We start from the raw sequence: 14,264 nt of genomic DNA on the forward strand, positions 1-14,264 counted from the left end.
TTATGCGTCAGCTTCGATCCCGTCTAGCGCAAACGGGAAGGAAGATGATGGCTCCCGCTTTTGTTTTTGCCGCGATTCGCCCTGCTGCTGTCCTCCTTGGCGGTTCCCGGAATACGGCGGCATAGCGGAGCGGTCATAATCCGACCAAACGGTCCATTTTTCGACCGTGATGGAACTCGCATCAAGCTGCTGAGCAAGCTGCGGCAAATGAGCGTAGAGCAACTCTTTCACCGCGTCGTTCGCCACGAGCAGCTTGGCGGCGAGCTTTCCACCTTCCTCTGTCATTTTCACCGTCACCGTCCCGAGATGTTCCGGATGCAGACGGATGACAAGCTGCATGACACCGTTTGGCAACTTCATCCACCGCGCCGACCTTAGCGCGTGGGCGACTTGATCAGCGACGCTTCCGCCAGCTGACGCCGGCATCTCGCCGATCAGCCCGACAGATGAAGAGGAGGGTGATAAAAGCGCAGGGGGAGTGGTGAATGAAGGAGCGGCCTCGCCGCCATGCCCCTTGTCCCCCCTTTTTGGCAGCGAAATGTCTTTTTCGCCAGCCGGACGGACGGAAGAAGCTCCGTTAGGCAGCGCGACAACCGGCCTGTTGCCCCCCTGCTCATGGAATGGACGCTGGTCGCCGTCGCTCAGGAGCGGTGGAAACATCCCTGTTTTTCCGCTGGAAGGCGAAAAAGATTCAGCATCGATATGACCACTTTTCCGTCCGTCGGTTATGAACGCACGTTCAAATCCCGCTTCATCAGCCGCCGGCTGAGCGGCAATCGTTTCTTCACCATTCATCGCACCGACAAACGGAAATGCCCAATGATCACTCGTTTTCCCTTCCGCCTGCTGATCCGCCGCCAAAAGCGGCGCGCCTGCAGCTGCCGAAATTGGAGCAACAGCCCAAGCAGCCACGATGGAAGGGGCAAGCCACAATGATTCGATTTGCGCCGGCTTCTTTTCCGCTGAAGATGGTTGTCCGGCTGCGCCCGTTTCCATTCCGCCATTTTGCCAATCTGGCTCTTTGTTTTTGTTCGACTCCTCTTGAAACAAGCTAGTCTCTGCCCCAGCGGGCAATAACTCTTGTTGCTTGTGCGCAAGCAACGCCGCAAACACGTTTGCGTTTTCCGCCTCTTTTTTCACCGCCATAGCGCCTGCCGATAGCGGCGCGTTTGCTGTGATCGTTACTTTCATTCGGCCGCCTCCTTCCCCATCGCCCTTTTGCTTAACGATGCCAACAGTTTCGCCGCCTGCCCAGCCGGCATTTGTTCCAAAATGGCTGCCGCTTTGTCGCCGTCAATCTGGCTCAGTACACGGAGCGCTTCGCTCTCAGGCAGTTCCGCTAAAATAGCCGCCGCCTGTTTTTCCGACATGGCGTCATACATGCCGACGACATCTTCTTCCGTCAAGGCCGGCTCGTCAACAGGCTCAGCCTGAGCGTCCGTTTTCCCGCTTGGCGCAGACAGCTGGGCGATTTCCTTTTCCTTTGCCGCCAATTCGTTTTTCAACTGCTTGATTTGCTTTTGTTGGTCGGCGATCGTTCGTTTTTGCTGGTTGATTGTCTGCTGCTGAGCTTCAATCGTTTTTTGCAAAGCTTTCTCCCTTTTGCTCCAGTTGATCCACTCGGAGACAAACGGCGCCTTTATTGTCCACTGCTTTGCCGCCTTGGCCACATCAACGCCGGCAATGTTTAAAATCAACAACAGAAAGGAGGCAGCAAACGCACTCGGAATGACAATGACAAACAACAGCCATTGCCACCAACTCGCCTGCATTTCCTGTTCAACTTTGCTCTCCGCCATCTATACCTCTCCTTGCCTTGCAAAACGTTGAACCGCCATTTCATCGAGCAGGCGGCGTTCCGCTTCCCTCTCAAGCTGCTCGGCCCACCGCTTAATGCGCTCACGCATTTTTTCGTATTTTTTCACTTCGATATTCAATTCCATCAAACGCTGCTGCCGGCGCTGCATCTGCTCGCGCGCCTGCATGACGACGAGCTGATAATGGTCGATCATCCGCTCTAAATTCGCCATATATTGCAGCCTAAGGCGAATGTCTCCAACGGACAGGCCGGCTTGAAGCTGTTCATCCCGAGCCGCCGCGCATTCTTCTTTTTCCTTGAGCAGGCGGTAAAGCGTTTCGGCTGCCTGCTCAAACCGGCGGACCGCCTCCTCGTATTCGCCAAACGCCTTTTCTTTTTCTTTTTCTTTCATCGCCAGCACTTTTTGCAGCCGAAACGTCGGCGTCACATTTGTTCACCCTTTCATCGTCTGAAAATGGCGCGCGATTTCTCACCGAACCGACAACAAGCGCAACAGGGCATCAATGCTTTCGGCGCGCGTCGTTTTTTCATCGATGTTTTGGCGGCAAAACGCCATCATTTGCGGATAAAATTCGATCGCCTCATCAATTTCTTGGGACGACCCCCGTTTGTACGCCCCGATTTGAATCAAATCCTCCGAATCTATATAAGTGGACAGAAGGCGGCGGAACCGGTTTGCCGCTTCGCGGTGCTCTGCGCTGATCATGTGGGGCATGACGCGGCTGACGCTTTTGAGCACGTTAATCGCCGGGTAATGCCCTTTGTTCGCCAGCTGGCGTTCCAACACAAAATGGCCATCCAAAATGCCGCGCACCGCATCAGCGATCGGCTCATTCATGTCATCGCCGTCAACAAGCACCGTATAAAACGCGGTGATCGTGCCGGAAGCGTTCGTTCCAGCCCGTTCAAGCAGCTTTGGCAGGAGGGCGAAGACCGATGGCGTATAGCCTTTCGTCGTCGGCGGCTCACCGACGGCAAGGCCAATCTCCCGTTGCGCCATAGCGACGCGGGTGACCGAGTCCATCATGAGCATAACATCCGCCCCTTGGTCGCGGAAATATTCGGCGATCGCCGTTGCCGTATAGGCGCCTTTGACGCGCATCAGCGCCGGCTGGTCGGACGTGGCGACGACGACGACCGAGCGGGCCAAGCCGTCCGGGCCAAGGTCGCGCTCTAAAAACTCGCGCACTTCGCGGCCACGCTCGCCGATTAAGGCGATGACGTTCACATCAGCCGACGTATGGCGGGCGATCATTCCCATGAGCGTGCTTTTGCCGACGCCCGAGCCGGCAAAAATGCCGACGCGTTGCCCCTTGCCGACGGCAAGCAGGCTGTCGATGACGCGGATGCCAACTTCAAGCGGTTCGACAATCGGCGGCCGAACGAGCGGATTGGGCGGATCGCGTTCGACCGACACCGGCTTCAGCCCGGGCGGCAACGGGCTCCCGTCAAGCGGTTGGCCGAGCGGATCAAGAACCATGCCAATGAGCGCATCGCCGACGTGCACTTCAAGCGGCCGGCCGGTCGCTTCGACAAGGCAGCCGGGAGCGATATGAGACATGGCGGAAAACGGCATAAGCAAGACGTGCTGTTCATGAAAGCCGACGACTTCGGCGGGAATTTTCCGGCATCCGCTCTGTTCATGGATGTAACAAAGATCGCCAATCGAGCTTTTCGGTCCTTTCGATTCCATCATCAAGCCGATGACGCGCGACACTTTGCCAAACCGTTTATACAAGTCGACAGCGTCTATTTCATCAAGAAGCGCCTGCCAGTTCAGAAAACGCTCCCTCCTTCAATCGCCGGTAGAGCGCCTCGCGCAGCCGCTCAAGCTGTACATCGACGCTCGCCTCGATGCGCCCAAACGGCGTCTCCACGACACATCCATATTCAGGAAGCGCATCGTCCGGGTAGATGAATAGATCAACGCGATGCGGAAACAGAGATTTCAACAGCTCCTTTTGCTCTGCCACGATTTCGTAGCCGTGCGGATGCACATAAACGGCCACTTCCGTTTGCCGGCGCACTTCCTGCAACGCTTGGTGCACGAGCGGCAAAAAAGCGTTTCGATCGCCCTCAAGCGCGGCGCCGATAATGCGTTCGGCCGCTTTTAACGCCACCTCCAGCATCGCCTCAGCCGTCGATTCGATGCGAGCGTAAAATTCGGTGTTCGCTCGCTCCGCCAAGCGGCGGGCTTGCTCGATCAACGCGCGGTGCTCGCTCAAAGCCTCCTCGCGCCCAGCCGCATAGCCGTCTTCATACCCGCGGGCGCGCGCTTCCTGCATGAGACGCTCTTTCTCCCGCTGCCATTCCTCTTTTTCGCGGGCCAACTGCTCGCGCACCGATTCGTAATATTGCTCTGCCTGGCGGCGAAGCTTGGCTGCTTCTTCCTTGGCGGCGGCGACCGCTTCCATCTCCCTCTGCCGATCGTCGACGGACGATGGAAGATCGGAAACATGGCGCTGCACGACGATCGTCTTTTTCCCAGCGCGCGCCGCCAATTTCGGCGCTTTAATGACGTTAGACAATAATATCATCTCCTCCCCCGCGCGCGATGACGATTTCTCCGGCCTCTTCGAGACGACGGATCACGGCGACGATGCGCGATTGCGCCTCCTCGACATCACGCAGCCGAACCGGCCCCATATATTCCATTTCTTCTTTGAACGTCTCGGCCATTCTTGTCGACATGTTGCGGAAAATAATGTTTTTCACTTCGTCGCTCGCTACTTTCAGCGCCAACATGAGATCGTTGTTGTCCACCTCGCGGATGACGCGCTGAATGGCGCGGTGATCGAGCGTCACGATATCTTCAAAGACAAACATCCGTTTTTTAATTTCCTCAGCCAGTTCCGGGTCTTGAATTTCCAAGGCATCCAAAATCGTCCGCTCCGTGCTCCGGTCGACTTGGTTCAGCACTTCCACGACCGCCTCAATTCCGCCGGCTTGCGTGTAATCTTGCACGACGGTCGCGGACAGCCGCCGCTCCAAAATTTGCTCGACTTCGTTGATAATCTCCGGCGATGTGCTGTCCATCAGCGCGATGCGCCGGGCGACATCCGCCTGCATTTCCTGCGGCAGCGCCGATAAAATTTGCCCTGCCTGTGCCGGCTCCAAATACGAAAGAATCAGAGCGATCGTTTGTGGATGTTCATTTTGAATGAAGTTTAACAGCTGCATCGGGTCGGCTTTGCGGGCGAAATCAAACGGCCGCACCATCAGCGCTGATGTCAGGCGGTTGATGATCTGCATCGCCTTATCCGGGCCGAGCGCTTTTTCAAGCACTTCTTTCGCATAGGCGATGCCGCCTTGGGCAATGTAATCTTGCGCCAAGGCGAGCTGTCGAAACTCTTCAAGCACTTCCTCTTTTTGTTCGGCCGTCACTTGACGGACGTTGGAAATTTCTAGCGTCAGCTTCTCAATCTCTTCCTCGGATAAATGTTTATAGACAGAGGCCGACACATCCGGGCCGAGGGAAATAAGCAGGATGGCTGCTTTTTGCCTGCCCGACAGCCCGCCTTTTCGTTCGCGCTTTGCCATACGCCGTTCCCCCTACTCTTCCGATAGCCACGTTTTTAATAGTTTTGCAAACTCATCCGGCTTTTCTTTCGCCAGCCGCTCAAGCTGTCGACGGCGCAACGCTGCCTCCGTCTCCGGCGGCTCCGGCAAATCCGGCTCCGTCGAAAGCGGCGGAGTGAACAAGTGTTCTTCTTCCTCTTCCTCGTCTTCACGGCGGCGGCGCAACCAGAGGAACAACAGCAAGGCAACGAGCAACAGCGCTCCTGCACCGGCCGCATACCACCACCACGCCGGCCGATCCGGCATTGATTCGGTGAATGTCGGCTTGCCGTTGAATTTTTGCACCGAAACGACGATGCGGTTGTTGATGTCTTGATCAGTGAGCGTTTGCGCCTCGCTTTTGTCAATTGACGTCCGAACGATCGTTCCTAGCAGTTTTTGAATATCATTGACCGTCTCGGGCGGCAGCGAGTTCGGATCATTAGGGTCAGGCGGCTCGACCATCACTTGGATGCCTAGGTCGCGGATTTTATATGGACTTTCGACGATTTGCTTTTTGATTTTGTTTACCTCATTGTTGATCGTCTCTTCGGTTCGTTCATAGTTGCCGTTTGTTGCGCCGTTTGCGTTTTGGTAGCCCGGCACTTCGTTCGCGCCCGTTCCAGCGGCGCCTCCGGGCGGCGCACCGCTCCCGGAGTACGTCTCTTTAATGCGCTGAACGCTGACGGCAATGCCCTCATTATTTTTCTCATCAACCGGGGCGACTAAGTTTTCTTCCCGCTTTTCTTGCGTAAAGTCAATGTCGGCCGTCACGGAAACGACGACTTTATCCTGCCCCATCATCGTGCCGAGCAGTTGCTGCACTTGGCGTTGAATGTCGCGCTCGATCTGCTTTTTGATTTGCTGCTGCGAGGCGAATGTCGTTCCTGTCGAATTTTCGCCGTCGTTTTTTAAATCGTAATACTCAAAAAACTGATTCATAATGACGATATTATCTGTAGAGAGATTCGGAACACTTTTGGCGACGAGATGATAGAGCGCTTTGATTTGCTCGTCGCTGAATTGATAGCCCGGCTTCGTCTTCAGCACGATCGAAGCCGAGGCTTCCCCTTTCTCATCGGAAACGAATACGCTCGGCTGCGGAAGGTTGATCATGACTTTGGCGTCCTCGACGCCGTCGATCGTCTTGATCAAGTTGGCGAGCTCCGTTTGCATCGCCTTCAGCTTCACCATATTGAACTCGTTATCCGTCATGCCGAAGCTCGCGTTTTGGCCGAAAAATGAATAGTCAATGACTCCACTGTTCGGGATGCCTTCAGCAGCGAGCTCGACTTTCAGCGCGTCCACTTGCTCTTTCGGCACTTTAATCGTCGTCCCGCCGTCCGCCACTTCGGCCGGAACGCCGCGCTGGTCAAGCGTTGCTTTAATTTGCCCCGCTTCTTGCGGCGACAAATTGCTGTAGAGGGGCACCATTTCCGTCCTTGTGGCGAAAAAGACGCCGACGCCAACGGCCAAAAGCACGGCCGCTGCCGCAGTGAGCACGAGCCATTTCTGTTTTTTTGTCCGTTCCTGCCAAAACGCGCGAGCGCGGCTCCACCACTCTTTCCATTTCCTTCTCATACAATTCCCCCGATGATCCAATACCTGCCGCCATAGCGCAACAATGGCGGCGGCTTCCGTATGTATTGCGATTCATTGCTGCTACAATGGCATGCGCATCATTTCTTGATACGCCTCGATCGCTTTGTTGCGGATCTCCAGCGTCAGCTGCAACGTGATGCTCGCTTTTTGCGCGGCGATCATCACATCATGCAACTGAACGTTCTCCCCGCGAACGAGCTTTTCCGTCAGCGCATCGGCTTGAATTTGCGCTTCGTTCACGCGGTTGAGCGCCTCTTTGAAAAATGCGGCGAATTGCTTTTGCGCCTCAGCCGGCTTCGCTGGGGGCGAAACGGCGGAAGACATCGTCAGCCCAATGCGGCTTGCTCCATCAATCATCGTTTATCCCCCTCGCATGCTATTTCCCGATCTCGAGCGCCTTCATGAGCATTCCTTTTGAAGCATTCAACACCGTAACGTTCGCCTCATACGAACGCGTCGCCCCGATCAAGTCCACCATTTCTTTCAGCGGGTCGACGTTTGGCAGACGCACATAGCCGTCGGCGCCCGCATCCGGGTGATTCGGGTCGTAGACGAGTTTAAACGGCGCCGGATCATCGACAATTTCGCGCACCCGCACTCCGCCGTCCACCGCGTCGGCACGGCCGAGCGCAGCCTGCAAATAGCCCGAAAACGACCCGCTGCGCGGTTCGATGATGACCATTTTGCGGCGGTACGGCTCCCATTCGCCGTTGACAAGGCGGGCGCGCGTCGTATCGACGTTAGCGATGTTGGAGGCAATCACGTCCATGCGCAACCGTTGGGCGGTCAACGCCGAAGCCGAAATGTTTAGACTTTGAAACAAAGACACCCGTTATTTCCCTCCTTTAATCACTGTTTTCAACGTTGTAAATTTGCCGTTGAGCCGCTCGATTAAGGCATTGTAATAAATTTGGTTTTCTGCTAGTTTTGACATTTCTTGATCGATATCGACACTGTTTCCATTATGATTGTAACTCACCGTTGTGTCCGTCGTCACGATGATTTTTCCATTTTGTTCGTTTGGAAACGAAAAATGCTTCGGATTCGTCCGTTTGGCCTCAAGCCGAAACGCCCGTTCCAATTCAGCCTGAAAGCGCACATCTTTCGCCTTATAGCCCGGCGTATCGGCGTTGGCGATGTTGTCGGCGATCGCCTGTTGGCGAAGCGCAGCGTAGCGAAGCCCTTGTTCAAGCCAACCGATCGTCGCTGAAAAGAGCGCCAATGGAATCCCCTCTTTCCTCCTATTTTTCGACAATTTCTGCTAATTTTCATTTTACGGGAAAGAAAACCTAATGTATAGACGGAACTTGGTACTATTTTTCGAAGATGCCATGACAGAAAAACGATGCCAAAGATGTTTGTCAACAACAAAAAACCCGCCGGGCCAAAATACCCAGCGGGCTTAGGCAGCTATGCCGTTCAGCTTGATTTCAATTTTTCCAGTTCGCTTAAAAACTTGTCATTCAATACTTTAATGTACGTTCCTTTCATGCCGAGCGAGCGCGATTCGATGACGCCGGCGCTTTCAAGCTTGCGCAGGGCGTTGACGATCACCGAACGGGTGATGCCGACGCGGTCGGCGATTTTGCTGGCGACAAGCAGCCCTTCCGTTCCGTCAAGCTCTTCAAAAATATGTTCAATCGCCTCAAGTTCGCTGTAAGAAAGCGAGCTGATCGCCATTTGCACGACCGCCTTGCTGCGCGCTTCCTCTTCGATTTCTTCCGCTTTTTCACGCAAAATTTCCATGCCGACGACCGTTGCGCCATACTCGGCCAAAATCAGGTCATCGTTATCAAACTCGCGATCAAGGCGCGACAAAATAAGCGTGCCGAGCCGTTCGCCTCCGCCGTTGATCGGAACGATCGTCGTCAAACCGGTTTTGAACAAGTCACGATTTTCCACTGGAAACGCCGTATATTCGCTATTAATATCGATATTAGGGGACGTTTCCGTAATGTTGAACAAGTTTTTCGTGTATTCTTCCGGAAACTGGCGCTCCTCAAGCATCCGTTTCATCCGTTCGTTTTCAATCGACTGTTTAATGGCGAAGCCAAGCAGTTTGCCGCGGCGGCTGACGACGAACACGTTCGCTTCAATGACATCGCAAAGCGTTTCCGCCATCTCTTTGAAATTGACCGGCCGCCCGGCTGCCTTCTGCAGCATGGCGTTGATTTTCCGCGTTTTCTCTAGCAAGTTCATTGATTTCATCTCCTCCTCATAAAATAAACTCGCTTAAATCTTTGTTTTTGACGATGCTGCCGAGTTTTTGCTCGACATATTGCGGTGTGATGACGACCTTGTCGATTCCGATGTCCGGCGCCTCAAACAGCAAGTCTTCCAGCAGTTTTTCCAAAATCGTGTGCAACCGGCGCGCACCGATGTTGTCGGTCGTCTGGTTTACTTCAAACGCCACCTCGGCAATCTTACGAATAGCATCGTCAGAAAATTCAAGACTTATACCTTCTGTTGCCAAAAGAGCTTGATATTGTTTAATGAGCGCGTTATTCGGCTCGACTAATATTCTTACGAAATCGTCGACCGAAAGTTTCGCAAGTTCGACGCGGATCGGGAAACGGCCTTGCAGCTCAGGGATCAAATCCGACGGTTTCGCCATATGGAACGCGCCGGCGGCGATGAATAAAATATGGTCTGTTTTCACCGGTCCGTACTTCGTCATGACGGTCGACCCTTCGACAATTGGCAAAATGTCGCGCTGCACCCCTTCGCGCGAGACGTCGGCCGAGCCGGACACCGCTCCGCTGCGGGCGATTTTGTCGATTTCATCGATAAAAATGATGCCGGACTGTTCAGCCAGGCGGACGGCCTCTTGCGTCACTTCATCCATGTCGATCAGCTTTTGCGCTTCCTCGTTGATGAGCACTTTGCGCGCTTCACTCACTTTGAGACGCCGCTTTTTGCGCCGCTTCGGCATGAGGCTGCTCAAGGCGTCCTGCATGTTCATCCCCATCTGCTCAATGCCTGCCCCTTGCAAAAAGTCAAACCATAACGGCGTCTGTTCCTCGATTTCAATCGTCACCATCTCGTTCTCCAACTGCCCGTTTGCCAACTGCCAAGCAACTTGGCGCCGCTTTTGTTCCACCTGTTCATCCTCATGGCTGTAGCTGTTGTCCGCTTGGGCTCCTTGGCCGCCAAACAGCAGCTCAAGCGGATTTTTGATTGTCTGCTTTGGCTTGCCCGGAACAAGCAGTTCAACAAGCCGCTTGTTCGCCTGCTGTTCAGCCCTGTCTTTCACTTCGTTCATTTTTCGTTCTTTCACGAGCCTAACTGACGTTTCCACCAAATCGCGCACCATCGATTCGACGTCGCGCCCGACATAACCGACTTCGGTGAATTTCGTCGCTTCGACTTTGATGAACGGGGCGCCGACGAGTTTGGCGAGCCGGCGGGCGATCTCGGTCTTCCCGACCCCGGTCGGGCCGATCATTAAAATGTTTTTCGGCATCACTTCATCGCGCAATTTTTCATCGAGCAAACTGCGGCGGTACCGGTTGCGAAGCGCGATCGCCACCGCCTTTTTTGCCTCTTTTTGCCCGACGATGAACTGATCGAGCTTTTCGACAATCTGCCGTGGAGTCAACGTTTCCGCCATCATCGGCCTCCTCCTTTTTACAGCTCTTCGACAATAATATGGCCGTTCGTATAAACGCAAATGTCAGCAGCGATCTCGAGCGCCGCCTTGGCAATCTCTTTCGCGGTCATCGAGCCGCCGGCGTACTTCTTCAACGCACGCCCAGCAGCCAACGCATACTGACCGCCCGAGCCGATGGCAAGCATGCCATCATCCGGCTCAATCACTTCGCCCGTGCCGGAGACAAGCAACAAATGCTGTTTGTCCATAACAATGAGCATCGCCTCGAGGCGGCGCAACACTTTATCGCTCCGCCACTCTTTCGCCAGCTCAACCGCCGCGCGCGGCAAGTTGCCATTCCATTGTTCGAGCTTGCCTTCAAACATTTCAAACAGCGTAAACGCGTCAGCGACGGAGCCGGCAAAACCGGCGAGCACGTTTCCTTGGAACAGCCGCCGCACTTTTTTCGCTGTATGCTTCATGACGACCGCATTGCCGAACGTCACTTGGCCGTCTCCAGCCATGGCGGATGCGCCGTTATGGCGGATGGCAAAAATTGTCGTCGCATGAAAGGCTCCCATCATTTCCCCTCCTTGCCTGCGGGTTACGCCCGCGGATGCGCCTGCAAATAAATATGCCGCAGCCGGTCTTTCGTTACATGTGTATACACTTGCGTCGATGACAAATGCGCATGACCGAGCAGTTCCTGCACCGAACGGAGATCGGCCCCTTCGTTGAGCAAATGAGTCGCAAACGTATGCCGAAGCACGTGCGGGCTGATGTTTTGCGTCAGCGCAGCGGCTTCGACAATCCGATCCAAAATATGGCGCACTCCCCGAGGCGTGAGCGGATTGCCTCGGGCGTTGACAAATAAATAGCGGTGGTCCGCCGGCAGCTTTCTTGTCAGTTCGCGTCGGCCCCTATGGATATACCGTTCAAGCGCTTCGCGGGCCGGACGGCCGAACGGAACGTAGCGCTGCTTGTTTCCTTTGCCGTGAATGAGCACGGTTTCCGCAACAAAATCGACATCAGACAGCTGTATGTGACAACATTCACTAACCCGAGCGCCAGTCGCGTACAACAACTCAAGCAGCGCCGCATTGCGCTGGCCTAGGGCCGTATTTTCATCATTGACAAGAAACAATGCTTCTAATTCTTTTGGGTATAAAAAATTAGGAATTTTTTGCTCTTTTTTCGGCAGTGTCGCGAGCGCAAACGGGTTTTCGGCCGCCCGCCCTTCGCGCAACAAAAACTTGTAAAAGCTGCGCAGACTCGAAATTTTGCGGGCGACCGAACGGCTGGCCAACTGTTGCTCGTATAGTTTCGTCAAATATAAACGAACGTCGCTGTAGGACACTTCATTGAGCGCGCCGATTCCTTCCTCATCCATAAACCGGAAAAACTGCTCAATGTCACGCCGGTAACACACAATAGTATATTGTGAATAATTTTTCTCGATTTGTAAATATTCCATGAATAATTGTAACGCAAGTTTCGAATTCTCCATCGCCTCACCCCGCAACGGCTACTACATCGTACCATATTCATCCGCATGAATGCAACTGTTTTTTTATAAAATTCTGAATTGTATCCGATGCCTATTCAAGCTTCTAGCCGCTCTTCATAGTCGCACGCCGTGCATTGCACTTGCACACCTTTTTTCAGCACTTTCTCCACAAGCAGCCCCGCGCATTTCGGACACGGGCGGGCGAGCGGTTTATCCCACGAGACGAAGTCGCAATCCGGGAAACGGTCGCAGCCGTAAAACACCCGCTTTCTTTTCGTGCTGCGCTCGACGATGTTGCCCTCGCGGCATTTCGGGCACTTGACGCCGATTTCTTTGACAATCGGCTTCGTATGGCGGCATTCCGGAAAATTCGAGCAGGCGATAAACTTGCCGAAACGGCCCATTTTGTACACCATCGGACTGCCGCACACCTCGCAGTCAATGCCGGCCGGCTCATCCTTAATCTCAACTGCGCGCATTTCTTTTTCCGCCACTTTCAACCGTTTTTCAAATTCGCGGTAAAACTCGTCGACGACTTTGATCCATTCCACTTTCCCTTCTTCAATTTCGTCCAATTCTTTTTCCATTTTCGCCGTAAACTCGACATCGATAATTTCCGGGAAAAATTCGAGCATCAGCTCTACAACGATTTCGCCGAGCTCGGTCGGGACAAACCGCTTGTTCTCAAGGACGACATAGTTGCGTTTTTGGATCGTATCAAGCGTCGGGGCATACGTCGACGGGCGGCCGATGCCGAGTTCCTCCAACGTTTTGACGAGGCGGGCTTCCGTGTAGCGCGGCGGCGGCTGAGTAAAGTGCTGCTTCGATTCGATCGTTTCGCTCTCAACCGTTTCCTCTTCTTCCAAATTCGGGAGGATACGGTCCTGCTCTTCCGTTTGATCGTCCGTTCCTTCAATATACACTTTCATAAACCCTGGAAATTTCACCTTCGAGCCGCTGGCGCGGAACACGACACCGTTGTTTTCCAACTCGACGCTCATGGTGTCAAGCACGGCGGCCGCCATTTGACTGGCGATGAACCGTTCCCAAATGAGTTTATACAACCGAAACTGGTCGCGCGTCAAATACGGTTTCACTTTGTCCGGATCGCGAAATGCCGATGTCGGGCGGATCGCTTCGTGGGCGTCTTGGGCGTTCGTGCTTTTCTTCTCTTTCCGCTTTTCCTGGTTGACATACATAGCGCCGAACGTCGCCTCGATATATGCCGCCGCCTCTTGCTGCGCCGTCTCGGCGACGCGCGTTGAATCGGTGCGCATATACGTGATCAAACCGACCGTCCCTTCGCTGCCAAGATCGATTCCTTCGTACAGCTGCTGGGCGATCATCATCGTCTTTTTCGTCCGGAAATTCAGTTTGCGCGCCGCTTCCTGCTGAAGCGACGACGTCGTAAACGGCGGCACGGGGCTGCGCTTGCGCTCTCGTTTTGTCACCGTTTTCACCGCAAATGCCGTTCCGTTTAAGCGGGCCAGCACGGCTTTCACATCCGCCTCCGTCTTTAAATCGCGCTTTTGTCCGTCAATACTGTAAAACGAGGCGGCAAACGTCTCTCCTTCTTTTTGAAACGTCGCTTGAATCGTCCAATATTCTTCCGGCTGAAACTCGCGAATTTCTCGTTCCCGATCGATGATGAGGCGCAGCGCCACCGATTGGACGCGGCCGGCGCTTAATCCTTTTTTCACCTTTTTCCATAAGAGCGGGCTGATGTTATAGCCGACGAGGCGGTCGAGCACGCGCCGCGCCTGCTGGGCGTCAACAAGATTCATATTGATCGCGCGCGGCTGCTGAAACGATTGCTGAATAGCATCCTTCGTGATCTCATGAAAGACAACGCGGCAATCAGAGTGAATGTCCAGATCGAGCATGTGGGCCAAATGCCAGGCGATCGCCTCTCCTTCGCGATCGGGGTCGGCGGCAAGAAACACTTTTTTCGCTTTTTTCGCCGCCGTTTTCAACTCTTTGATCACCTGGCCTTTGCCGCGGATCGTAATGTATTTCGGCTCGTAGCCGTGGTCTATATCAACGCCCATTTGGCTTTTTGGCAAATCGCGGACGTGGCCCATCGACGCTTTGACTGTATATTTTTTTCCCAAGTATCGTTCGATCGTCTTCGCTTTCGTTGGCGATTCGACGATAACTAAGTAGTCTGACATCCATCTTCCACCCCTAGG

Annotated in this window: 15 protein-coding genes; all 15 read right to left on the reverse strand. The window is 54.1% G+C overall.

The genetic code is table 11. The features are described 5' to 3' along the window. Complete coding sequence (locus tag ABS784_RS00815; protein WP_068895315.1) at window positions 1–1,191, reverse strand: flagellar hook-length control protein FliK; 1,191 nt, start codon at window positions 1,189–1,191, stop codon at window positions 1–3. Further along, entirely contained in the window at window positions 1,188–1,799 is a 612-nt protein-coding gene (locus ABS784_RS00820) for a MotE family protein (protein ID WP_015374410.1), read from the reverse strand. The genes ABS784_RS00815 and ABS784_RS00820 overlap by 4 nt, the downstream gene beginning before the upstream one ends. Then, a complete protein-coding gene (gene fliJ / locus ABS784_RS00825; protein WP_352511125.1) occupies window positions 1,800–2,246 on the reverse strand; it encodes a flagellar export protein FliJ in 447 nt (148 codons plus the stop codon). Between the two features lie 42 nt (window positions 2,247–2,288). Beyond that, window positions 2,289–3,599 (reverse strand): flagellar protein export ATPase FliI, encoded by a 1,311-nt coding sequence (gene fliI, locus ABS784_RS00830; RefSeq protein WP_081712628.1) that lies wholly within the window; start codon window positions 3,597–3,599, stop codon window positions 2,289–2,291. Continuing rightward, on the reverse strand, window positions 3,577–4,356 hold the full coding sequence (fliH, locus tag ABS784_RS00835) for a flagellar assembly protein FliH (protein ID WP_020278189.1): 780 nt from the start codon (window positions 4,354–4,356) through the stop codon (window positions 3,577–3,579). The genes fliI and fliH overlap by 23 nt, the downstream gene beginning before the upstream one ends. Then, window positions 4,340–5,359, reverse strand: a complete 1,020-nt coding sequence (gene fliG, locus ABS784_RS00840; protein ID WP_011230720.1) for a flagellar motor switch protein FliG — start codon at window positions 5,357–5,359, stop codon at window positions 4,340–4,342. Before fliG ends, fliH begins: the two co-directional genes overlap by 17 nt. Before the next feature lie 12 nt (window positions 5,360–5,371). Further along, window positions 5,372–6,958: a flagellar basal-body MS-ring/collar protein FliF gene (fliF, locus tag ABS784_RS00845; RefSeq protein ID WP_238980518.1), complete on the reverse strand. Its 1,587-nt coding sequence runs from the start codon at window positions 6,956–6,958 to the stop codon at window positions 5,372–5,374. Window positions 6,959–7,039: 81 nt separating this feature from the next. Next, window positions 7,040–7,336 carry a flagellar hook-basal body complex protein FliE gene (gene fliE, locus ABS784_RS00850; protein WP_011230718.1) on the reverse strand — a complete coding sequence of 99 codons (297 nt, stop codon included), beginning with the start codon at window positions 7,334–7,336 and terminating at the stop codon, window positions 7,040–7,042. A gap of 19 nt (window positions 7,337–7,355) precedes the next feature. Further along, window positions 7,356–7,808 carry a flagellar basal body rod protein FlgC gene (flgC, locus tag ABS784_RS00855; protein ID WP_011230717.1) on the reverse strand — a complete coding sequence of 151 codons (453 nt, stop codon included), beginning with the start codon at window positions 7,806–7,808 and terminating at the stop codon, window positions 7,356–7,358. Between the two features lie 3 nt (window positions 7,809–7,811). Further along, the gene (gene flgB / locus ABS784_RS00860) at window positions 7,812–8,201 is read right to left on the reverse strand and encodes a flagellar basal body rod protein FlgB (RefSeq protein ID WP_011230716.1); all 390 of its coding nucleotides are present in this window, start codon (window positions 8,199–8,201) and stop codon (window positions 7,812–7,814) included. A 197-nt stretch (window positions 8,202–8,398) separates the two neighbouring features. Further along, complete coding sequence (gene codY / locus ABS784_RS00865) at window positions 8,399–9,178, reverse strand: GTP-sensing pleiotropic transcriptional regulator CodY (RefSeq protein WP_033008156.1); 780 nt, start codon at window positions 9,176–9,178, stop codon at window positions 8,399–8,401. A gap of 16 nt (window positions 9,179–9,194) precedes the next feature. Further along, entirely contained in the window at window positions 9,195–10,589 is a 1,395-nt protein-coding gene (gene hslU, locus ABS784_RS00870; protein ID WP_013523393.1) for an ATP-dependent protease ATPase subunit HslU, read from the reverse strand. A gap of 17 nt (window positions 10,590–10,606) precedes the next feature. Further along, window positions 10,607–11,149: an ATP-dependent protease subunit HslV gene (hslV, locus tag ABS784_RS00875; RefSeq protein WP_011230713.1), complete on the reverse strand. Its 543-nt coding sequence runs from the start codon at window positions 11,147–11,149 to the stop codon at window positions 10,607–10,609. A 23-nt stretch (window positions 11,150–11,172) separates the two neighbouring features. After that, window positions 11,173–12,075 carry a tyrosine recombinase XerC gene (xerC, locus tag ABS784_RS00880; RefSeq protein ID WP_021321701.1) on the reverse strand — a complete coding sequence of 301 codons (903 nt, stop codon included), beginning with the start codon at window positions 12,073–12,075 and terminating at the stop codon, window positions 11,173–11,175. A gap of 95 nt (window positions 12,076–12,170) precedes the next feature. After that, window positions 12,171–14,246, reverse strand: a complete 2,076-nt coding sequence (gene topA, locus ABS784_RS00885; protein WP_352511130.1) for a type I DNA topoisomerase — start codon at window positions 14,244–14,246, stop codon at window positions 12,171–12,173. Window positions 14,247–14,264 lie beyond the last annotated feature (18 nt).

This window comes from Geobacillus sp. G4 (genome assembly GCF_040327975.1).
Taxonomy (GTDB): Bacteria; Bacillota; Bacilli; order Bacillales; family Anoxybacillaceae; genus Geobacillus; species Geobacillus thermoleovorans.

Coding starts and splice junctions, on each gene's coding strand:
- hslU (WP_013523393.1), bottom strand. CDS start 10,589: ATGGCGGAAACGTTGACTCCACGGCAGATTGTCGAAAAGCTCGATCAG.
- fliE (WP_011230718.1), bottom strand. CDS start 7,336: ATGATTGATGGAGCAAGCCGCATTGGGCTGACGATGTCTTCCGCCGTT.
- fliF (WP_238980518.1), bottom strand. CDS start 6,958: ATGAGAAGGAAATGGAAAGAGTGGTGGAGCCGCGCTCGCGCGTTTTGG.
- topA (WP_352511130.1), bottom strand. CDS start 14,246: ATGTCAGACTACTTAGTTATCGTCGAATCGCCAACGAAAGCGAAGACG.
- codY (WP_033008156.1), bottom strand. CDS start 9,178: ATGAACTTGCTAGAGAAAACGCGGAAAATCAACGCCATGCTGCAGAAG.
- ABS784_RS00820 (WP_015374410.1), bottom strand. CDS start 1,799: ATGGCGGAGAGCAAAGTTGAACAGGAAATGCAGGCGAGTTGGTGGCAA.
- ABS784_RS00815 (WP_068895315.1), bottom strand. CDS start 1,191: ATGAAAGTAACGATCACAGCAAACGCGCCGCTATCGGCAGGCGCTATG.
- fliH (WP_020278189.1), bottom strand. CDS start 4,356: ATGATATTATTGTCTAACGTCATTAAAGCGCCGAAATTGGCGGCGCGC.
- xerC (WP_021321701.1), bottom strand. CDS start 12,075: ATGGAGAATTCGAAACTTGCGTTACAATTATTCATGGAATATTTACAA.
- fliG (WP_011230720.1), bottom strand. CDS start 5,359: ATGGCAAAGCGCGAACGAAAAGGCGGGCTGTCGGGCAGGCAAAAAGCA.
- hslV (WP_011230713.1), bottom strand. CDS start 11,149: ATGGGAGCCTTTCATGCGACGACAATTTTTGCCATCCGCCATAACGGC.